The 19,556-nt window shown below is 61.7% G+C and carries 18 protein-coding genes and 1 pseudogene; 5 read left to right on the top strand and 14 right to left on the bottom strand.

Annotated elements, in window-relative coordinates; translation table 11 throughout:
- Nucleotides 1–107: 107 nt before the first annotated feature.
- Nucleotides 108–1,058 (bottom strand): LD-carboxypeptidase, encoded by a 951-nt coding sequence (locus tag OOZ63_RS20390; RefSeq protein WP_266007445.1) that lies wholly within the window; start codon nucleotides 1,056–1,058, stop codon nucleotides 108–110.
- Nucleotides 1,055–1,618, bottom strand: coding sequence for a tRNA adenosine(34) deaminase TadA (gene tadA / locus OOZ63_RS20385; RefSeq protein WP_266007444.1), 564 nt, complete (start codon nucleotides 1,616–1,618; stop codon nucleotides 1,055–1,057). The genes OOZ63_RS20390 and tadA overlap by 4 nt, the downstream gene beginning before the upstream one ends.
- Before the next feature lie 38 nt (nucleotides 1,619–1,656).
- Here tadA and OOZ63_RS20380 point away from each other — a divergent pair, with 38 nt between their 5' ends.
- A complete protein-coding gene (locus OOZ63_RS20380) occupies nucleotides 1,657–2,682 on the top strand; it encodes a DUF72 domain-containing protein (RefSeq protein ID WP_266007443.1) in 1,026 nt (341 codons plus the stop codon).
- Here the strand turns inward: OOZ63_RS20380 and OOZ63_RS20375 are convergent.
- From OOZ63_RS20375 to OOZ63_RS20355, 5 genes are all read right to left on the bottom strand, one after another.
- On the bottom strand, nucleotides 2,673–2,897 hold the full coding sequence (locus OOZ63_RS20375; RefSeq protein WP_266007442.1) for a hypothetical protein: 225 nt from the start codon (nucleotides 2,895–2,897) through the stop codon (nucleotides 2,673–2,675). The two genes, OOZ63_RS20380 and OOZ63_RS20375, sit on opposite strands and share 10 nt — an antisense overlap.
- An 84-nt stretch (nucleotides 2,898–2,981) precedes the next feature.
- Nucleotides 2,982–3,134, bottom strand: coding sequence for a hypothetical protein (locus tag OOZ63_RS20370; protein WP_266007441.1), 153 nt, complete (start codon nucleotides 3,132–3,134; stop codon nucleotides 2,982–2,984).
- A 523-nt stretch (nucleotides 3,135–3,657) separates the two neighbouring features.
- Nucleotides 3,658–4,200, bottom strand: a complete 543-nt coding sequence (locus OOZ63_RS20365; protein WP_266007440.1) for a 2'-5' RNA ligase family protein — start codon at nucleotides 4,198–4,200, stop codon at nucleotides 3,658–3,660.
- Between the two features lie 68 nt (nucleotides 4,201–4,268).
- Nucleotides 4,269–6,506, bottom strand: a complete 2,238-nt coding sequence (locus OOZ63_RS20360; RefSeq protein WP_266007439.1) for an NADP-dependent isocitrate dehydrogenase — start codon at nucleotides 6,504–6,506, stop codon at nucleotides 4,269–4,271.
- Nucleotides 6,507–6,666: 160 nt separating this feature from the next.
- Nucleotides 6,667–7,623 (bottom strand): NAD(P)-dependent alcohol dehydrogenase, encoded by a 957-nt coding sequence (locus tag OOZ63_RS20355; RefSeq protein WP_266007438.1) that lies wholly within the window; start codon nucleotides 7,621–7,623, stop codon nucleotides 6,667–6,669.
- A 94-nt stretch (nucleotides 7,624–7,717) separates the two neighbouring features.
- Here OOZ63_RS20355 and OOZ63_RS20350 point away from each other — a divergent pair, with 94 nt between their 5' ends.
- Nucleotides 7,718–8,371, top strand: coding sequence for a TetR/AcrR family transcriptional regulator (locus OOZ63_RS20350; RefSeq protein WP_266007437.1), 654 nt, complete (start codon nucleotides 7,718–7,720; stop codon nucleotides 8,369–8,371).
- A gap of 23 nt (nucleotides 8,372–8,394) precedes the next feature.
- On the opposite strand, the gene OOZ63_RS20345 is transcribed toward OOZ63_RS20350, so the two are convergent.
- Nucleotides 8,395–9,273 carry a patatin-like phospholipase family protein gene (locus tag OOZ63_RS20345; RefSeq protein ID WP_266007435.1) on the bottom strand — a complete coding sequence of 293 codons (879 nt, stop codon included), beginning with the start codon at nucleotides 9,271–9,273 and terminating at the stop codon, nucleotides 8,395–8,397.
- A 637-nt stretch (nucleotides 9,274–9,910) separates the two neighbouring features.
- Between OOZ63_RS20345 and OOZ63_RS20340 the strand changes: the two genes are divergently transcribed.
- Nucleotides 9,911–10,063 carry a hypothetical protein gene (locus OOZ63_RS20340; protein ID WP_266007433.1) on the top strand — a complete coding sequence of 51 codons (153 nt, stop codon included), beginning with the start codon at nucleotides 9,911–9,913 and terminating at the stop codon, nucleotides 10,061–10,063.
- On the opposite strand, the gene OOZ63_RS29275 is transcribed toward OOZ63_RS20340, so the two are convergent.
- The 6 genes and pseudogenes from OOZ63_RS29275 to OOZ63_RS20320 all read right to left on the bottom strand — a co-directional run bounded on the left by OOZ63_RS29275 (nucleotide 10,024) and on the right by OOZ63_RS20320 (nucleotide 15,640).
- Nucleotides 10,024–10,194 (bottom strand): hypothetical protein, encoded by a 171-nt coding sequence (locus OOZ63_RS29275; protein WP_416234765.1) that lies wholly within the window; start codon nucleotides 10,192–10,194, stop codon nucleotides 10,024–10,026. The genes OOZ63_RS20340 and OOZ63_RS29275 overlap by 40 nt on opposite strands.
- Before the next feature lie 37 nt (nucleotides 10,195–10,231).
- Nucleotides 10,232–10,511 (bottom strand): annotated as a pseudogene (locus OOZ63_RS20335) (transposase); the annotation flags it as partial.
- 52 nt (nucleotides 10,512–10,563) lie between these two features.
- Nucleotides 10,564–10,950, bottom strand: a complete 387-nt coding sequence (locus OOZ63_RS29270; protein WP_416234764.1) for a peptidoglycan recognition family protein — start codon at nucleotides 10,948–10,950, stop codon at nucleotides 10,564–10,566.
- Between the two features lie 200 nt (nucleotides 10,951–11,150).
- Nucleotides 11,151–13,385 carry a TonB-dependent receptor plug domain-containing protein gene (locus tag OOZ63_RS20330; protein ID WP_266007432.1) on the bottom strand — a complete coding sequence of 745 codons (2,235 nt, stop codon included), beginning with the start codon at nucleotides 13,383–13,385 and terminating at the stop codon, nucleotides 11,151–11,153.
- Nucleotides 13,386–14,091: 706 nt separating this feature from the next.
- Complete coding sequence (locus OOZ63_RS20325; RefSeq protein ID WP_266007431.1) at nucleotides 14,092–15,036, bottom strand: nucleotidyl transferase AbiEii/AbiGii toxin family protein; 945 nt, start codon at nucleotides 15,034–15,036, stop codon at nucleotides 14,092–14,094.
- A complete protein-coding gene (locus tag OOZ63_RS20320) occupies nucleotides 15,029–15,640 on the bottom strand; it encodes a DUF6088 family protein (RefSeq protein ID WP_266007430.1) in 612 nt (203 codons plus the stop codon). Before OOZ63_RS20320 ends, OOZ63_RS20325 begins: the two co-directional genes overlap by 8 nt.
- 167 nt (nucleotides 15,641–15,807) lie before the next feature.
- On the opposite strand from OOZ63_RS20320, the gene OOZ63_RS20315 reads away from it, so the two are divergent.
- On the top strand, nucleotides 15,808–18,252 hold the full coding sequence (locus tag OOZ63_RS20315) for a DEAD/DEAH box helicase family protein (protein ID WP_266007429.1): 2,445 nt from the start codon (nucleotides 15,808–15,810) through the stop codon (nucleotides 18,250–18,252).
- Nucleotides 18,245–19,510 (top strand): hypothetical protein, encoded by a 1,266-nt coding sequence (locus OOZ63_RS20310; RefSeq protein WP_266007428.1) that lies wholly within the window; start codon nucleotides 18,245–18,247, stop codon nucleotides 19,508–19,510. Before OOZ63_RS20315 ends, OOZ63_RS20310 begins: the two co-directional genes overlap by 8 nt.
- The last annotated feature ends 46 nt before the right edge of the window (nucleotides 19,511–19,556 follow it).

Here is a 19,556-nt window from a genome sequence, read left to right as displayed (position 1 = left end):
GGAGGCAAGGCCTGCATCATATCGGTTGTGCTGGCCGCAGCGGCGCCGGGTTCTGCCCGGGGATACCAGCAGTCACCCCACATTCCGGGGATGACGAAAGTCAGGCCTCAATGATGATGGTGGTCGTGATGCTGGTGACCCTGGTGCTGATCGCCTCCCCAGGCCAGCAGGGCCTCGCGACCCTGCACCAGCATGTCCACCTTGACGCCGACTGGCAGGCTGACCTTGGTCGGCACATGGCCGAAAGGCAGACCGGTGAAGATCGGCGTCTTGGTGCGCGCACGCACCGCCTCGATCGCGGTCTTCAGCGTGTAGCCGCGGTCCAGCGGCGACTTCTTCCAGTCGCTGAACTCGCCCAGGATGACGGCCTTCTGCGCATCCAGCACACCCGCCTGCTGCAACTGCAGCAGCATGCGTTCGACCCGGTAGGGGTGTTCATTGACATCTTCGAGAAACAGGATGCCGCCCTTGACCTTGGGGAAATGCGGTGTACCCAGCATCGAGCTCAGCACGCACAGATTGCCACCCCACAAAACACCGCGCGCCTCGAAGCCGTCGTGGCCGGCCTCGCAGCGAAAGCCTACCGCCTCCAGCAGTCCGTCCATGGCTTCGACAAAGCAGTCCTGCGTCACATCATCGACGCCGCCCTCCTGCGTGCTACGACCGAAGTCGTAACAGGCCAGCGGGCCGGCCCAGCTGGGCGATTTGCTGTGCGCCAGCAGACCCAGATGCAGGGCCGTCAGATCACTGTGACCGACCCAGCGCGTGCCGTGTTCGACGCTGTGGGCCAGCAACTTCCAGTCGATTGCGTCCAGCAGCCGCGTCATGCCGTAGCCGCCGCGGGTGGCCATCGCGATGCTGGGCGCCGCCTTGGCCACGCGGTGCAGCGCCGCAAGTCGGGTCGCGTCGTCGCCGGCAAAGCGCTGGTGCTTGCTCAGCGCGTCGGCGTCGATGCTGACATCGAAGCCCAGCTTGGCCAGGCGCTTGGCGGCGCGCTTGAGCGGCTGCGCCTGGGCCAGCACGCCGGCGGGGGTAAATAGAGTCAGGGAGTTGCTCATGGGGGGATGTCGTCCAGATGGCGGGCCTCGCCGGTGGGGATGGCCTCGGGTTCCTGCGACCGCGCGGCGGCACGGCGCTGGCGCGCCGCCTCCCGTCGCTCGGCAAAAAATTCGCGCAGCAGTTGCGCAGCGGGCCCGGCCAGCACACCGCCCTGGATGCAGGTGTGGTGGTTCAGCCGGCCTTCGGCAAACAGGTCCAGGACCGAGCCGGCCACGCCGGTCTTCGGATCAGGTGCGGCGAACACGACGCGCTTGAGGCGCGCATGCATCATCGCCATCGCGCACATCGCGCAGGGCTCCAAGGTCACATAGAGCTCGCACTCGGGAAGGCGGTAATTGCCCAGCAGGACTGCGGCATGGCGCAGCGCGACGATCTCGGCATGGGCGGTCGGGTCATGCGTGGTGATCGGGCGGTTGTAGCCGGTCGCGATCACCTGGCCGGCGCGCATGATGACCGCGCCCACCGGCACCTCGCCGACCAGCCAAGCGTTGTGGGCCTGGTCCAGCGCCAGGCGCATCGCGTAGTCGTCGGCGGCGGAGGGGGAAGCGGTGGTGTTCATGGCGGCCGGGCAGTGTAGCAACAGCTATCCTCGCGGCCATGCAAGATGCACTGTTCCCGGACGCGGCACCGCCGCTCGCAAAGGCGCCCGCCGCACGGGTCCGACCCCAGCCCATCGATGAAGAGCAGACGGCACTGGCGGCAGCGCTGTCGCCGCTGGCCCATCTGGGCAGCTCGTCCTGGACCTATCCCGGCTGGGCCGGCCTGGTATGGGACAAGTCCTATTCGGACAGCCTGCTGTCCAAGCACGGCCTGGCTGCCTACAGCCAGCAGCCGCTGCTGCGCGCCGTCAGCATTGACCGCGGTTTCTACCGCCCGCTGACGGCCAGCCAGTACCAGCGCTATGCCGACCAGGTGCCGCCCGGCTTTCGCTTCACCGTCAAGGCACCCAGCATGGTGGCCGATGCACTGGTCCGCAGCGAGGACAGCGGGCGCGGCAAGCAGCTCAACAGCGCTTTTCTGAACCCGGCGCTGGCGGTACAGGAGTTCGTGCAGCCGGCGCTGGAAGGCCTAGGCGGCAAGATCGGCGCGCTGGTGTTCCAGCTGAGCCCGCTGCCTCCAAGCCTGCTGGCGCGCATGCCAGAACTGCTGGAGCGGCTGAGCTTGATGCTCAAGGCCCTGCCCGCGCTGCGGCCGACGGCACCGGATGGCGTGATCGCGGTCGAGGTCAGAGACCCTCAGTGGCTGAGTCCGGACTTCGTCGCCGTGCTGCGCGAGGCCGGCGCCACCTACTGCCTGGGTCTGCACCCCAAGCTGCCGCCGATCGAGAACCAGCTGCCGCTGCTGCGCGCGCTGTGGCCCGGCCCGCTGGTGTGCCGCTGGAATCTGAACCGCATCCACGGACCCTTTGGCTACGAGGACGCGCAAAAGCGCTACGGCGACTTCGACCAGCGCCTGGATCCCGACCCACACACCCACGCCCTGCTGGCCAAGGTCGTGCGCGGCACCACCTCCGCCGGGCACCGGGCCTATGTGACCATCAGCAACAAGGCCGAGGGCTGCGCGCCGCTGACGGTGAGGGCGCTGGCGCGTGAGATCGTCGATCCCCGACCGGCTCAAGGCTGAGCGTCTGAGGCCCGCGAGGCGGCCTGTTCCATCGCCTGCTGCAACTGCTGGCGCACCGCCTGAGGCGCGTTGGCTGGCGAGTTGACAGGTGTATCTGAAGGCGCGCTGGCCGGCACGGCGACAGGCGGCGCCAGCCGCGCCGCCTGCTTCTTCATCACGGTCAGCACGATGGCCATGACCAACACCAGGCCAAGAATGCTCAAGGCTGCACGCATCGCCACCCTCTCCCGCTGCACATCAAGGCCGGCGCCAACCGCCGGCGGCAAAGACGATTGTGCGTCGGAACCGGCGGCGGCTGATCAGGCGCGCAAGGAACAGCGCGCCAGCGGCACACGGCCATGCTGGCCGATCAGGCCCTTGTCCATCACCGGCTCGTCGGCGCGCCAGCCCAGCCCCGCGATCGGCCACTGCGGCACCAGCGCATCGACATAGAGAGGCGTGAATTGCAGCACTATGCTGCCGGGATTGATCGGCCCGGGGGGCCAACACCTCGCCGAGCCGCCGCTGCAGTTGCCTGGCGACATCCAGCCCGCTGCAGCCGCCCTGCACCGGTGGGAGCTTCTTGGCGTTGTCGAGATCCAAGCTGAAGTGATTGAAATGCAGCACCCGCGGCGCACTGCGCAGAGCGCCCGCCGCAGAATCGGTGGCAGCACACTCGCACCACGGCCGGCGAACGGAGTCGCCCAGATGAACCAGGGTGAGGCGCAAACGATGCGAATCTTGCGGCCGCCCCTTCAGGCTCAGCTCGGCATGCACCCGCGAAGCCAGCGCGCGGCGATGCGCAAGGCCGTCAGGGTGTCCGGATCAAGGGCGAAGAAGAGCCGTTGATCGGGTGCCATGCACCGAGTCTCTGGGCGCGCTAGTGCGAGCACGGCACGCACAATGAGCCAATGAACAGATGAGCGTTCAACGCGCCGGAGCTGGAGCCGCCTGAGCCGATACGGACAGGACCGCACAGCGAAGCCGGGCTCCGACTTATCTCAGCGACCAGCTCGCCAGCTGCTGTTGTTCGCCGCTGGCGAGTCGGGTGTTCATCAGCAACAGTTCGCCGACCCGCCAGCCGACCGGCCCGAGCGGCTGCGACTCGACCGGGATGTTGTCGTTCAGCAGTGGCAGCTGCGGCGCAAAGGCGGCGTAGCGGTAAACCTCGGCCGCCTTCAAAGCCTTGACCAGTCCCTCGTGCAAGGCCTTCAGCGGGCCTAGTGGCTCACCGGCTTGCAACACACAGAGCAGATGCCTGGGCTCTCGGCGCTTCAGGCTGACGGCGCGGTCCAGCACGATGTCGAAGGCCGGCACATCCAGCGATGCGGCTGCCGCCATCGCCTTGTCAACCATGGCCTGCGGGAAGCGGGCGAAGTCACCCAGATGATGGAGTGTGATCAGGAATTGCTCAGTGGGCTGCAGCGGGCCGGTCAGCCCCTGCTCGGCGCAGAGCTGGCTGCGCAGGGCCACGATGCGCTCGCAGGCGGCGGCATCGGGGCGGATCGCGAAGAACAGCCGGTCGGTGATATTGGACATGGGATTCAGAAGAAAAGTTCGAACCGACCGGGAGAGCGGCCGGGCCACAAGGGCCCGGCCTTCTCAGCTCAGCCGCGCACCGTCGCGAGGGCGGCGTTGAGGGTCTTGCTGGGACGCATCACGGCGGCCAGCTTTTGCATATCGGGTTGGTAGTAGCCCCCGATATCGACCGGCTTGCCCTGCACCTCGGCGAGCTCGGCCACGATGGTCTGCTCGTTGTCGCTCAGGGCTTTGGCCAGCGGCGCGAAGCGCTCGGCCAGGGCCTTGTCCTCGGTCTGTGCGACCAGTTCCTGGGCCCAGTACATGGCCAGATAGAACTGGCTGCCGCGGTTGTCCAGCTGGCCAGTTTTTGGGCTGGGGTTCTTGTTGTTGTCCAGCAGCTTGCCGGTGGCCGTGTCCAGTGTCTTGGCAAGTATCTTGGCCTGCGTGTTGCCGGTCTTCAGGCCCAGATCTTCCAGGCTAACGGCCAAGGCAAGGAACTCGCCCAAGGAATCCCAGCGCAGGTGGTTCTCCTCTACCAGCTGCTGCACATGCTTGGGCGCCGAACCGCCGGCACCGGTCTCGTACATGCCGCCGCCGGCCATCAACGGCACGATGGAGAGCATCTTGGCGCTGGTGCCCAGCTCCATGATGGGGAACAGATCGGTCAGGTAGTCGCGCAGGATGTTGCCGGTCACCGAGATGGTGTCCAGGCCGCGGATCACGCGCTCCAGCGTGTAACGCATGGCGCGCACCTGGCTCATGATCTGGATATCCAGACCGCTGGTGTCGTGGTCCTTGAGGTAGAGCTTGACCTTCTTGATCAGCTCGTTCTCGTGCGGACGGTAGGGGTCCAGCCAGAACACCGCCGGCATGCCGGAGTTGCGGGCGCGGGTGACGGCCAGCTTGACCCAGTCGCGGATCGGCGCGTCCTTGACCTGGCACATGCGCCAGATGTCGCCTTGCTCGACGTTCTGCGTCAGCAGCACCTCGCCGGTGGCCAGATCGACGATATTGGCCACGCCGTCTTCACTGATCTCGAACGTCTTGTCGTGCGAGCCGTATTCCTCGGCCTGCTGGGCCATCAGGCCGACATTGGGCACGGTACCCATGGTCTTCGGATCGAAATTGCCGTGCCATTTGCAGAAGTTGATCATCTCCTGGTAGATGCGGGCGAAGGTGCTCTCCGGCATCACGGCCTTGACGTCCTTCAAGCGGCCGTCGGCGCCCCACATCTTGCCGCCGTTGCGAATCATCGCAGGCATCGAAGCGTCGACAATGATGTCGTTGGGAGAATGGAAGTTGGTGATGCCCTTGGCCGAATCGACCATGGCCAGCTCAGGACGGTGCTCGTGGCAGGCGTGCAGATCGCGCTTGATCTCGTCCTGCTTGGCGCTCGGCAGCGTGGCGATCTTGTTGTAGAGATCGACCATGCCGTTGTTGACGTTCACGCCCAGCTCATCGAACAGCTTGCCGTGCTTCTCGAAGGCCTCGCGGTAGAAGATGCGCACACAGTGCCCGAACACGATGGGGTGCGAGACCTTCATCATCGTGGCCTTCACGTGCAGCGAGAACATCACGCCGGTCTTGTGCGCATCCTCGATTTCCTTCTCATAGAACTCGAGCAGAGCTTTCTTGCTCATGAACATCGAGTCGACGATCTCGCCGGCCAGCAGCGCGACCTTGGGCTTGAGCACCAAAGTCTGCCCGCTCTTGGTGATCAGCTCCATCTTGACCTCGCGCGCCTTGTCCAGCGTGATGGACTTTTCGCCGTGATAGAAGTCGCCGTGGTGCATGTGCGAGACATGCGAGCGCGAGGCCTGGCTCCAGTCGGCCATCGCATGCGGGTTCTTGCGTGCGTACTCCTTGACGGCCTTGGGGGCGCGGCGGTCGGAGTTGCCTTCGCGCAGCACCGGGTTCACCGCGCTGCCAATGCACTTGGCATAACGGGCGCGGATGCCCTTCTCTTCCTCGGTCTTGGGATTCTCGGGATAGTCCGGAATGGCGTAGCCCTTGCCCTGCAACTCCTTGATCGCGGCCAGCAGTTGTGACACTGAGGCGCTGATGTTGGGCAGCTTGATGATGTTGGCGTCGGGCGTCAGCGTCAGCTTGCCCAGCTCAGCCAGATTGTCCGGCACGCGCTGCGCCTCGCTGAGGAACTCCGGAAACGCGCCCAGAATGCGCGATGCGACCGAGATATCGCTGGTGCCGATGCGGATGCCTGCCGGCTCGGCGAAGGCCTGCATGATGGGCAAAAACGCGCTGGTGGCGAGCATCGGTGCCTCGTCGGTCAGCGTGTAGATGATGTTGGGCTGCTGGGTGCTCATGGGTCGGTGTCCTGGAATTGTTTGCCCCGCTGGCACAGGCTGCAGGGCGCGTCGTCAAATGAGCCTTGGCAAGCGGCGGCCTGAACCGATGCTTGTCGTAGCGACGCGCGCGATTTTCCTGCAATTCGATATCGCGATGTGAAAAGATGTTTTTTCAAGACTATGACTGTCCTGGGCAGACCAGCACATTGCCCCGTTTGCGGCCGCTGTCGACAAGCCGGTGGGCGAGCGCAATGTCTGCCAACTCGAAGCTGCGCTCATGCACCACCTCGATCCTCCCCTGGGCCACCAGTTGCAGCAGCCGCTCGATATCTGCCGCCCGTTCAGGCGCCGACCCGACGGCCACATTGCCGCGCGCCCGCATGATCTCGCCCAAACCGGCAGCGGTCAGCAACAGCCGCCCCTGAGGAGTCAGCAGGCGCCGACCCGACGCAATGGTCAAATTGCCGACAGCGTCGAGCACGACATCGAAACGCTCAGCGACGCAGGAGAGGTCGGTCGTTCGGTAGTCGATCACCCGGTCCGCGCCCAGGCGCCTGACCAACTCGGCATTGGCGCCGCTGCACACCCCGATGACCTTGGCACCAAAATGCCGGGCGAGCTGCACGGCATTCGTGCCGATCGCGCCGGATGCGCCGTTGACAAGCACCGACATCCCCGCCCGCAGCACCGCTTTCTCGCTCAGAAAGTACAGGGCCGTCGTACCACCGAACAGCACGCCAGCCGCATCTTGGTGGCTAACGGCAGCGGGCTTGCGAACCAGTTTGTTGGCAGCCAGTACCAGGAACTCGGCATGTGCCCCCATCGCCATGCCTGTCATCGCGCAGACCTCGTCCCCCGGCACGAAATCGCTGACCCTCGCGCCCACCGACTCGACCACGCCAGAGAAGGCGCCGCCAAGAATCGGGCGCCTCGGCCGCCGAAGGCCGAAGACCAGCCGCGCGGGAGTGCTCAAACCAGCCGGAAACCGGGCGGCCCGGATTCGCGCATCGGCCGAGGTGACGGCCGCTGCCACCACCCGCAGCAGGACTTCATGGGCGCCGGGGTCGGGCTGGGGCACATCGGCGATGCGCAGCACCTCGGGTGCGCCGTACCGGTCAACAAGAGCTGCTCGCATCGCCTACCTTACATTCGTAAGTCTAGGCAGCAGATGCTAACCTTACGACTGTAAGTCAACAAGTCCCGTTCAATTCATCAAAGAGAGTCTCGCCATGGTCCGGCGCCCCGCCCTCACCCATGAGCGCATCATCGACGCAGCCGTCCGGGTAGCGGACCGAAGCGGCCTTGCCCAGTTGAGCATGCGCAATGTGGCCCAAGAACTGGGGGTCGAGGCTATGTCCCTCTATCACCACCTGGATGGCAAGCATGCGCTGCTGGATGGGCTTGCGAACTGGGCGTTCACACAGATTGAGCTGCCCGACCCACGCCAGCCCTGGCGCCGGGCGATGTGTGAGCGCGCCGAGGCGGCCAGACGCGTCCTGGCTCTGCATCCCTGGACCCTCGGGCTGATCGAGTCCCGCCGCAGCCCCGGACCGGCGCTGTTGCGCCATCACGAGACCGTGCTCGCATGCTTGCGCCACAACGGCTTCCCGGTCGCCCTGGCCATGCATGCGTTCTCGGCCATCGATGCCTATGTCTACGGTTTTGTGCTGACCGAGCTGAATTTGCCCTTCGGCACCGGCGAAAACGCCGACGAATTCGTCGCCGAGATCCGCGAATTGCTGCCCGCCGACAAGTACCCGCATCTGGTCGAAATGATCAGCGAGCAGGTTCTCGGCAAGGACTACGCCTACGGCGACGAGTTCGCCTTCGGGCTTGAATTGCTGCTCGATGGCCTGGAACGTCATCTCGGTCGCCAGCCCTGACAGTGATTGCCGCCGGCATCCAACTATCGCTCGATGCGCGCAAAAGCTTGAACAGCCCGCTCCCGCCCGAGCTCGATCAATTCCTCGGCGCGCCAGAACTCGAAGAAGCCACAGGCATCTCGCGGAACTTCGACCAACACATCGGGCGCGTACGCTGACAGGCGCAATTGCGAGATCGTGTCTTGCATTGCCTGCATAGACACAAAAGCTACATCGAGCAGGCCGTGACGAGGCTCGGCTGGCGAGCGGGACGGTTGGAGCGCGTCAACGAACCGTGCGATGCGCCGGCGGTAGCTGTTGTCGCCGATCAAGGAGGCACTGGGCGGCGGCAGCACGACGGCCTCGGCCGGGCCGCTGAGATCGACGACCACCGTCAGATCGGTGGCATCGTCCAGGGTGGGCGCAATTGGCACCGGGTTGACCAGCGCACCGTCCAGCAACGTACGGCTGCCGTGTCGAAACGGTGTGAAGACCAGCGGCGTCGCAATGGAGGCGCGGATCGCGTCGAACATTTGGCCCTCGCGTAGCCAGACCTCCTCCCGAGACCCCAGATCCGTCGCGACCGCCGTGTAGGTGATCGGCAGCGCCTCAATAGGACAGTCACCGATCAGCTCGCGCAGCACGCTGATGATGCGCTCGCCCTTGAACAAGCCGGGTTGGCCGATGGTCGGGTCGAGCAGGCGCAATACATGCATTCGCTCCAGCGCCAGCACCCACTCGGCATAGACCTCAAGCTTGCCCGCAGCGTAGATGCCGCCCACCAGGGCGCCGATGGAGGTGCCCGAGATGGACCGGATCTCGTAGCCGTTCTCGCTGAGCCATTGAATCACGCCGATATGGGCCAAGCCGCGTGCGCCGCCACTGCCAAGAACCAGGGACACCGTCTTAGAAGCTGGAGTCATCGATACAAAGCCATTGCGTGTCGTCCTCGCCGATTTTCAGGGGCCAAGCAAACCGCCCGGGCAATGCCGGGCGGTCTAGACTGCAAGCTTGAAAAGCCGAATCAGATGCCAAGCGCCGCTGCCCTCAAGCAGCGGTCACGGCCAAGCGTACCCTCCACCCCGCCCCGAGATAGGGCCAGCGCAAACGGTTTCAAGAGGCGCCTGTCACATCCTGTCGACTCGGAACAAGGCTGCGCAAGACATCACTCCCACTCAATTGTCAACCTGACCTGGCTCTCTTGGGAAAAGCACCGGGAAAAGGTACCTCGTCCATCGCGATACCGTCATCCGTACTGTCGAACGGCCAGGCTCTACTGACCACCCGGCAGCGGCACCGGTAGTACAAAGCCCCTGCCTTTCCCTCAGCCGAGCTGCCAACGTTAGCCGCTCACCCATGGAATATGGACGAGTGACGGTATCAACGCCGACCTCGGAGCATGTTGCGACGGTATCAGTGACGGTACCGCCAGCAGAGCTTGCTCAACGCCACCGCACCAAGAACCCGCCGCCATCGGCTTCAAGCAACGAGATCAGGTAATCTTCAAACCGAACTTCCGCCTGATTGGTACGGCGGGAGGGGGCAGGTCACACGTCGCGCTTGTACCGTGACACCGGCGACATCAAGTACGCCCTGGCAGGGAACTCTCCGCTCATCGTCAACCGGCGTTCCGGAGAGATCGTGGCGACCGGCACTGCACGGCTCGTGGAGCACTACATCGCCGAGTACGAGGCGCGCATCGGCCTTACCTGACATCGCCGTACGCTTACGACGGTGGCGTCGCCGCTGAGGTAGTCCGCGCCGGCGCCGCCGATAAGCACGTCGTCCGACCCGAGGTCGAACAGGCTGTCGTCCCCGTCTTCGCCGTCGAGATGGTGCCTCACGTTTGAGGCTCAGAGGTGTCTAGAAAACCCGGGGCGATTCATCCCAGCCGCCCAGACCCGCGAAGTCTAGAAGCAACGCCATGTCGTGCAGCGCCTCTTCCATCGCCGGTTCGCTCAGGCGGAGCCATTGCTGCATGAAGTGAATCCGCAGCATCACTTCCAACGCGAACGATGGCCGGCCCCGCCGGCCTTCGGGCATGTACGGGCTGATCAAGGCAACCAGCTCCGACTACGGCACCACCCGGTCCATCTCTTCGAGGAACACGCCGTCGCGTGCGCTTGTTCGATTGGCCCAACCCAAGACTTGTCTGCTTCATGCCTTCAATCGTCTTCGCTGTTCACCCGGACGGGTAGCGGATTTGCTCGGGGTTATGCAGACCTTCCCCAGCCCTCCAGGCTTCGTAAAGCATCGGCCACCAGTTTGCCGGGACAGCGCGTAGACCCATTTAGCTCAGCATGCCCCAACAATGGAACGGTACGTCCAGCATGCCATGAAACATGGTCTCGCAACCGCCCCAGAGTTTCCAAAACCGCTAGCGGCACGCTCGCCTGACTGCGATTGTCATCCACATCAAAGCACCCGAGTATTCCTATCCCAACAGTCTTAGAGTTGTAACCGTAGCAATGTGCACCGACAGCCAAGCCCATCCGACCGCGTGGGTCCCCTTGGCGTCCCTCGATAAGCCGTCCACGCAGATCAATCAAATAGTGATAACCAATATCACTCCAGCATCGACCATTGATATCTTGATGCAATCGCTGGATTGCACATGCGGCATTCAGCCCTTCGCCGTCAGTTCAAGCGGCGAAGCTCGGCGTGTGGTGAACTACGATACTTTCAATGAAAGGCAGTGGTTCAACGTTTCCTCGAAACGGTGCAGCCCCCCAGCTCTCGCGGGGCATCGCCAATAGGGGAACCCGCTTATTTGAACGCGTTGACATGCGCAAGCAGCCCCTTAGAATTTCAAATCCCACCCGAGCTTTATACCTGCGGGGCGTCGATAGCGCGACACTTGCGAAACCGTCGCGCCGTCATCAGAAAAGTAATCACTCAAATAAATGGTGGGGGCGCTTGCATTCGTAACACCCACACGAAACACACCCAAAGTGGGAGATCTATAAGTAGCAGCAATTTCGACGTTTTCAATAGATGGTGCACCAACAGTACGTCTTTCATCCAACTGCACCAATTTTGAACCAAACTTGGAGTAGGACAAACTGACCGTCACGGGCAGCTTTTCCCATTGCCAATCGATCGCTGCACTGGCATTCCACGGCAGTTGCTGCAGGAGGCTATTCCTTTCAAAAGGCAACGCCTCTATCCGCGATCGATAGACTCCATAGCTCGCACGCAGATCAATCTTTGGCAGCTCTTTGCTCACCTTCTGAAGCGAAGCCTTCACATCCGCATCCAGCCCATTCGCGATGGCACTGCCAAGGTTTGTCGGTGCAAAGAACCAGCGTGAGCCATCAAAACGCAAAATGCGTTGAATCACATCCTCAATCTTCCTGTGACTCAAGTTGATCGACAACATCCCCCACTTTTGCAGCGGGCTCTCAAACCCAACCTCATATACATAAGCAGATTCAGGTTTAAGGTCAATGTTCCCTATTTCATCAGGAGAAAGAGGGCTATTTATGGTTGACTGGCGACGCCGAAGCGAAAGCTCATCTTGAGTCGGAAGCTTGTACGCGCGCCGCACTGCGGCACGGAGTGCAGGACTCGAATTACTTTCCGTCAGCCGATATTTAACCTGAAACACGGGAGACCACTGCCCGTCCGACCACTCTCCATTTTGCGGCACCCGCCCATGCACGAAATTGGTATCTAAGGCAATGCGCTCATAGCGCAGGCCCAGATAAGCCGGCATCTGGGTAGTGATATCAAAGTCCGATTGCGCAAAAGCCGATGCTCGAGTCGTATCGACTGCGCCAGTCGTATTGGCTACTGTCCCCGAGGAGAGCGGCTGCCAGTTGCTATCGCTTCGCCTGGAGCGATCCCACTCCATACCTGCGGAGACTTTTCCCAGATCTTCTGTCGACATCCGCCAGGTTCCACCGATGAGCGTCGACCGGTCAGTTCGATCCGCGTTGATCTGCTCCGTAGCCCCTGCTGCCTGCGATTGGAAGAGCCGGTGCTCGGTCTGCTCCGCCCGGCCCCATGAAGCGCGAATGTCGTACGAAACCCCAGACGTCAGCTTTTCGTTGTACTGAACCCTTGCGCGCAGACTACGGTCCATGACATTCGGCGCCGAATTTGAACCAGTTCTACTCGCTGATCGATCCAGCTCACGACTCTCATAGTCAGTCCGACGAAAAACTCCTCCATAGTCGACTTGGACACTGGCATTTTCTTCCAATTTCCAATTCGCGCGGCCAGACAAGTTTCCACTCAGACTGTCTACGTGATCGAAGTTTTCGATGTAATTCGAGGACTGGCCACTTCCGTTCGCCGTCACTCGGGTTCGAAAGGTTGTGTTATTGAAGTAAAAACTTCGCACCTGGGCGGACAATACGTTTGCAAGCGCCCCAATCCTTTCGTTTCGGACATAGCTCAGCGAATAATCATCATTTTCCCCAGATCCAGAACCAACTGTTTTCAGCTCGTTGAGCTTCGTTGCCTGCGTCAGACGCATGACGATATTTAGGACGCCCGCAATGGCTTGGCCAGATTGCTCAGCCGTTGCCACCCGACTAATTTCTATGCGCTCGATCTGTGAAATCCCAATTGTCTCAAGGTTAAAACCTGGCGGTGGGCTGGCGCCATCGACCAAGATCTTCGCGTATCCACCACCCAGCCCATTGAGTGATATCTGCGAGGTCCGGCCGCTCGAGTTAATTGCAACCCCCGAAATATGTCGCATAGCATCAAGCAAATTCGTGCTCGGGATATTCTCCAACTCCGCTCGCGTGACAATACGTTTGACAACACCAGAGTTGGCATCTTCAAGACTGCTCTTTCCGTTCACCTCCACACGCTGCATTGGATTTTCCTTTGCAACAGTGGAGCGTTCATTGCCAGTATTTGTACTTGATGTTCCCGCTGCTTCAGAGGGGCCGACCATCAGTGTTAGCAGCGAGGTAAGCACAGGGCCTGTGAATGCCACAATATTTCGAAGCATGTCTGTCATTTTCTTTGCGACCACTCTACTTTCTTGAACTAGATCAGAAGACAGCTTGGGATACAGCACTCAGGCGCCGCTCTATTCGACCGGATTCCATCCCGCTTCGCTTTAGGACGTCAACAACAGCATTGTGTACACCCAGAAGGGCCTCACAATGAATGGACGGAGCATCAAAACCTCGCGCAGCACTATAACGATGGTAGGCCTCTCCACCGCCACACGAATTTCTATGAGCGCAGGGGCTACAAGCCTCTGGCACAGTAAATGATGCGTCGATCAGTTTCGCAAACTGCTCGTTCAAGATTACATCAGATACGCTACCCCCTTTCCGATACCGTCTATCAGTACCGTCAGCGGGGCTGACGGTATCAAAACAGGTCGTTGGGGGACAGCGATTCGATACCGTTCTTGGAGTCGTCGCTTAGGGTGAGCTTTGCTGGGACTTGCGGGGAACGGATGGGACACTTAAGTCCCTGTCAGCATTACGCTTATTTCAAAACGCCGGACCGCCTTGGACGACCCGGCATCACCTTATTTCATTCCCACTCAATGGTTTCTGAGGCCCGGAAACCCTCATGAACACTAGATCTCTTGGTGCACATTTAGAGTTTTACCGTCATTTTTACCGTCATAAAACGAGCGCTTCGCTGTTGCAGGAGATGGACTCGTTTTGACGGGCGGCTACTCCACCGCGTCTATCGTCAACGATCATCTCGCTGCGGCGCGCCTCATTGTCGCCTCCTCGGCTAGAGTCGCCGGCTGACGTGGACCATCACATCACCAGAATGTGTTCGTGTATGCGGCTGAGCAGGTCTTCGAACGGCGGCTGACCAAGGTAGTAGAGCGCCGCAGTCTTCTGGTACTCGTCGCTGAACAGCTTCCGCTGCGCTGCGTCTTCAAGTCGAAACGCTGCGTTCTTCGCAATCTGAAGTTCGTCGCCACCGCGGAAGCGCTGCCGCTTTCGCTCTTCATACGCGACCTGGCCGAGGAATTCCTGGACCTCGGGCAAGTCGAGCAGGCAATAGACATCGTAGTAGTGCCGCAGGAAGTTCTTGGGGAACTCCTGGGCTGCATCGAGGCGTCGGTACTTGGTCGAAATCGTCTGCAGCTTCTCGACGAAGGTGTGCGTCGGCGCATAGCAAGGCACCTGCTGAGCGCGGTTGTCCTCAACCTTCACCCCTCGGGCCACCGCCGTGTCGTAGGCCCAAGACGAGATCGTCACCGCGCGATTTGGCGCCGTGTCGTCGAACCCCAACTCCAGCAGGATGCCGGTCTTCACGCCTTCCAGGGCTCGGCTGACGGTGGGATAGATGAGGCGGACGCCGGCGCTGCGCAGCTTCTCGTCGTCGAACGCGGTGTCGCGTTCCCCGCTCAAGATCCCTGGAATCTTGATCTCTGCCGCCAGCCAATCGTAGAAGGCACGCCGCGATTCAACATGCGCGGGCTTGTCCTGGTTCCGCCCCGTTCGGACCTCCATCGACTCGGGCGGCTCAATCCGGATATCGATGTCTTCCGAAAATCGGTGGATGACACCGAAGCCTTTGGAGAGCGAGGTACCGCCCTTCAGCTCGAACCGGAAGCCCTGGGCTTGCAGACCCCAGAGGCTATGCATGATCCAATAGTCCTTTTCGACAAGCACTGGATCGATGCCTCGTTCGTCGGCCACGACCGAGACGAGCTGCGCGAAGTCGCGTCGGTCGTGCAGGAAGTTAGGCATGTAGCCAGGCCGCGAGGCGCTTCTTGGTTGCCATCGAGCCGTAGCTCTCGACGGCTCGCAGCAGCCGCTTTCGATCAAAGGATGCTGCCCGGCCTTGGGCGCGCTCCAGCAATGCCGCCTGGTCTTCCGCAAGATCGCCGAGGTTGTTCAGCGCATCGACGAACAGAAACTCGGGCGAGAGCTTCTTTGGGAAGCGCGGCTTCATGCGGAAGTCGAACTGCCGGTTGCCCAGCTTGAACACACCGTGGCGTTTGTGGTTGTAGACCACGGTGCGATTGTAGAGCTGGGTTGCCCCAAGCCCTGCCGAGTTGTACGCGGATGGCGAGAACAGCAGGAACTCCTTGTCACGCAAGAAGGCAGCAACAAGCTCTTCCTCATCTGGCGGCAGCATGCCGAACCGCGAGCGACGAGGCACGTAGTAAAGCCCCTGAGCCAGCTTCGCCAAGCTGCCTCCATCCACAAGCTCACGCAGATGACGATCCACCGCCGTGGAGAACGGCAGGAGGTCCTCGCGCCTGTAGACGCGCCCCGAGCGCAACTCACCAGCAAGTCGCGCCACCGCGTCTCGCTTGGACTTTGCTGGCTGTTGGGTCACACCGGGCATGATGGAACTCTCGTTGAAATTTCATGCAATTCTATCCCAGACGATGGCTGCGCGCCACTGCCCGAGCAGGCCAAATCATCAAGCACCCTTCTTAATTCCGTTTTTTTGGAACTTGATCTTTCTATTCCATTTCTGCAAAATACCGCCCTGAAGCATAGGAGCAGACCTTGGCCAGATTGAACATCCAGAGCGAGCGCGTACAGGAGTTGATTTCCGACAAGGTCATCCCCCTTCTCTTGGCTGCGGGCAGCATCGCCAGCCTCACGAAGACCTTGAACGACGCACTGCGAAACGCTGGAGCCGCCGGGACACTTCACCCCAACCGTCTGCACGCCTTGTTGTCTAACGACATCGCACGCGGACTGAACGAAGCCACCATTGACCTCGCGGAGCAGGCTGCCAGCTTCGCGCTCGCGGGCGACAACACCATTCCTGATCGAGCCACCAAGGCTCTGCAGGATCTACAAGCCGAAGCGCAGCGCCTGCATCTGTTCGCTGGTGCCGCGCCTGAAGAACTGACGCAGCGCCTGGGCATCCCTCCTGCCGTCGCCTATCGACTGCTGCACGGGCAGTCGCTCGCAACCGACTCGGCTCAGCCTCTGATCGGCAAAGCGACCGACGAGCTCACAGAGCGGCGCCAAGAGCCGCCGGACTGGAGCTACCAAGACATCGCCGTGCTGCGATGCGTCGAAGCCTTCAGCCGCCGTCCGAGCGGCCGCGCTGGACTCATCCTTCCCACCGGGGCCGGCAAGACACGAACCGCGCTCCGCATCGTGCTCACCATGCTCAATAAGGCCGCCGATGCGAAGGCGCCGACCTACTGGGTAACGCACCGCCGCAATCTGCGCGAACAGGCGCACCGCGAACTGCAGAAGCTCGTCTCTGACGGCCATGAACAACTGCCGGCCGATCGCTTGCTGGAGCTCGCCAACCGCATCAAGTTCGTCATGGTCGGTGATTTGACGCCCCTGCTGGAGGGCGCCGCAGTCAAACCAGCGCTGATCGTTGTCGATGAGGCGCATCACGCGGCCGCCCCTTCCTACCAGCCGGTCTTCGCAAACCCGTGGGCAGCCCCAGTGCTGCTGCTGACAGCGACGCCCAACCGCGGCGACCAGCTACCGATCGGCATCGACGAGATTGCGTTCACGATCACCTACCGCGAACTGGCGGAACGGCGAGCCGTTCTCACGCCGACCTTCCTGGACTTCCCGGTTGACGACTTCGACTGGTCAAGCGTAGCGGTTGCCGACCTGGCGGACTACGTCATTGATCGCACGTCCACCGAGTTCACCAAGACCCTCGTGCTTGCCCCGAGAGTCGATCGTGTCGAGGAGTTCTACCAGGCACTGGTTGAGCGTCTTCCTGAGGACCACCCCCTGGAGGTCGAAGACATCGGCTATGTCCACGGCGCCGGCAACTCACTGGGAATCGGCAACGAGGACTTCCTCGCGCGCTTCGCCAGCAAGCCGCGCGCAGTCCTCATCTCCGCACAGTTGCTGCTCGAAGGGTTCGATGACCCAGGCATCAACACAGTGGTCTTGACCTACCCCTCCACCAGCATCATTCGCTTGATGCAGGCGGCGGGACGCTGCGTTCGATATGCGCCCGGCAAGCGGCATGCATACGTGGTCCAGGCGAGGAACGACAGCATCGCCTATCACTTCGATCAGCGCTGGCTGTACCAGGAGATCGACGACTTTCTCCGGCCGCAGCTCCAGGATGTCGAGTATGGAAGCCTGGGCGAACTGCGCGAACGCGTGACCAAGCTGCTCCAGATTCACAACGTCGATCCCGCGGCGGGCGCGAGAGTGCTGAACCGTCTCGCGACCGTGACACCAGGTGAGACCTGCAGGCTCTTTCTTTACGGCCTCCCCTTCTTTGGCACCGAAGAAGAGTTCGCGACTGAAGCACGCTGGGGCGCTTTGCTCGAATCGAGCGAGTCATCGGTGCTGCTGCGCAGCATCTTCAACAGCTTCTGCGCGATCGGCGCCGACTTGTCTGACCCGTCGGACTTTCTGCTTCGCGACGGTGCCGCACACGGTGTCAACAAGGATCTGGCGCCCGGCAGCCGATGGCTGGAGATGATGGGTCTGCTAACCGCTAGCTACTTCGCCAAGCGCGAAGTGCACGGCCCCTCGGCCATTGAATCACCCGGTAGCCGTCCATACCGAGCCAACGGCGCGACGACCTGGCTGAAGTACATCACCTGCAGCTTCCGTCCTGCGGTGCCGCCCGCGCTCGCCGAGTTTCTCCGCGACTGCCACAACGCCACGCAGATCGAAGCCGAATACCTTGATGGCCCCACTCGATACGCTGCTGCCGTGAAGGTGCCCCTGCCGCTGGGAGGTGCCGAAGCCTTCTTGCTCAACGAGTTGAGTCAAGCCGAGCTCGACGCTGCCACTACAGCGCTGCGCGGCCAGTTGGCCGACGCAGAGCCCCGCGAGCAGTTCAGCGTGCTCGCAGGGTTCATCGCAGGCTCAAATCATCGATCCCTGCCCAACCGCTTGCTCTCGCGCGCCGAGTTCCTGCTGACTGCGCCCGATCGGGCTGTGCGCATCCTCAAGCTCAACGATACGACTCATCACGAAACGAAAGAGGTAGACCATGCCTGACAACCAAATGCCCATCGCGGAACTACAGGGCGCCAAAATGGTGCCGTTCGACAAAATCTACCTTGATCCGAACAACCCGCGAATCGCGCCAGAAGACCCCCCTGGCTACACCGACCCAGACGCCCTGTTCAACGACGAGCTTCAGGGTCCTTTGGAGGTCAAGGTGAGGTCGGTCTACGAGGTCACCAACCTGGAAGAGTCCATCCTTACCCATGGCTGGGTCCCGATCGATTCGATCATCGTCTGGGAGCACCCCGACCGGCCGGGCTACTATGTGGTCGTCGAGGGCAACACCCGAACGGTGGCTCTGCGCGCCCTGCGTGGCGAGCGGCTTGAGCGTGAGCGCAAGAAGCTGGAGAAGGTCAAAAAGTCCAGGTTTGGCGAAGAGGTCAAGGTCCAAGAAGAGACGGTGCGGCGTCTCGAAGAGATCGTCGAGAAGACCAGCATGCTGCGCGTCTTCCCCGTCGCCGCGACGACGGTGGAACAGCTTCAAGCCATTCTGCCCCGCCTGCTGGGCGTGCGCCACATCAGTCACGCCAAGGAATGGAAGCCGTTCGCCACGAACCTGTACATCCTGTCGCTCTACGAAGACCTGTTCCGCAAGCGCCATGGCACGAAGACCGACCTGCGCCTAGAAGATGATCTGGTCAAGGCGGTCGCCGCCATGGTGTCGCTCGGTGACACCAAGACACGCCGGAACATTCAGGCCGCATCGGCCTTCAGCCACTTCAAACGCGACTTCGAGCACCGCTTGCCCGAAGGCGACAGCTTCAGCGATGCAGACCACTACTTCTTCGAGCTGATCCTCCAGAACAGCTATCCGAAGGAGCAGTTCGGCTTCACGAAGGACATGCTGAAGCTGCCCTCGGAGTCCGAGGAGGTACTGTTCCAGTGGGCCTTTGCCAAACCCAGGAACGGTAAGGAGGATGAGAACGACAACATCTTCTACAAGGCAGAGAGCATCCGCTCGTGGCATCAGATGTCGCGATACGACGCGACCGCCGGAACGAGTTTCGCGAAGCAGCTCGACGTCGAAGCGCCCTCAGAAGCTCAACCCATCAGGAAGGTAGAGGCTGAGTACAACATGCACAAGACCCAGCGCACACCGATCGACGCGCTGAGCACCCTGTTGAAGGCCCTTCAGGAGCTGAAGGTCGACACCCTGGTCTCGCAGCAAGAACACCTGGAGCCCATCCTTGAAAAGGTAGCCCAGGTGGTTACGCGTTACCAGAAAATGATGAAGGCGGTCGCGGAGTAGTACTTTTGCACCTTGCTCGTCAGAAATTCTCATACCAACAATAACG

Origin of the sequence: Paucibacter sp. PLA-PC-4 (assembly GCF_026241155.1) — a bacterium.
Taxonomy (GTDB): Bacteria; Pseudomonadota; Gammaproteobacteria; order Burkholderiales; family Burkholderiaceae_C; genus Roseateles_E.
This window is presented reverse-complemented; position numbering and strand designations above follow the sequence as displayed.

Coding starts and splice junctions, on each gene's coding strand:
- OOZ63_RS20390 (WP_266007445.1), bottom strand. CDS start 1,058: ATGAGCAACTCCCTGACTCTATTTACCCCCGCCGGCGTGCTGGCCCAG.
- tadA (WP_266007444.1), bottom strand. CDS start 1,618: ATGAACACCACCGCTTCCCCCTCCGCCGCCGACGACTACGCGATGCGC.
- OOZ63_RS20380 (WP_266007443.1), top strand. CDS start 1,657: ATGCAAGATGCACTGTTCCCGGACGCGGCACCGCCGCTCGCAAAGGCG.
- OOZ63_RS20375 (WP_266007442.1), bottom strand. CDS start 2,897: ATGCGTGCAGCCTTGAGCATTCTTGGCCTGGTGTTGGTCATGGCCATC.
- OOZ63_RS20365 (WP_266007440.1), bottom strand. CDS start 4,200: ATGTCCAATATCACCGACCGGCTGTTCTTCGCGATCCGCCCCGATGCC.
- OOZ63_RS20360 (WP_266007439.1), bottom strand. CDS start 6,506: ATGAGCACCCAGCAGCCCAACATCATCTACACGCTGACCGACGAGGCA.
- OOZ63_RS20355 (WP_266007438.1), bottom strand. CDS start 7,623: ATGCGAGCAGCTCTTGTTGACCGGTACGGCGCACCCGAGGTGCTGCGC.
- OOZ63_RS20350 (WP_266007437.1), top strand. CDS start 7,718: ATGGTCCGGCGCCCCGCCCTCACCCATGAGCGCATCATCGACGCAGCC.
- OOZ63_RS20345 (WP_266007435.1), bottom strand. CDS start 9,273: ATGACTCCAGCTTCTAAGACGGTGTCCCTGGTTCTTGGCAGTGGCGGC.
- OOZ63_RS20325 (WP_266007431.1), bottom strand. CDS start 15,036: ATGCCTAACTTCCTGCACGACCGACGCGACTTCGCGCAGCTCGTCTCG.
- OOZ63_RS20320 (WP_266007430.1), bottom strand. CDS start 15,640: ATGCCCGGTGTGACCCAACAGCCAGCAAAGTCCAAGCGAGACGCGGTG.
- OOZ63_RS20310 (WP_266007428.1), top strand. CDS start 18,245: ATGCCTGACAACCAAATGCCCATCGCGGAACTACAGGGCGCCAAAATG.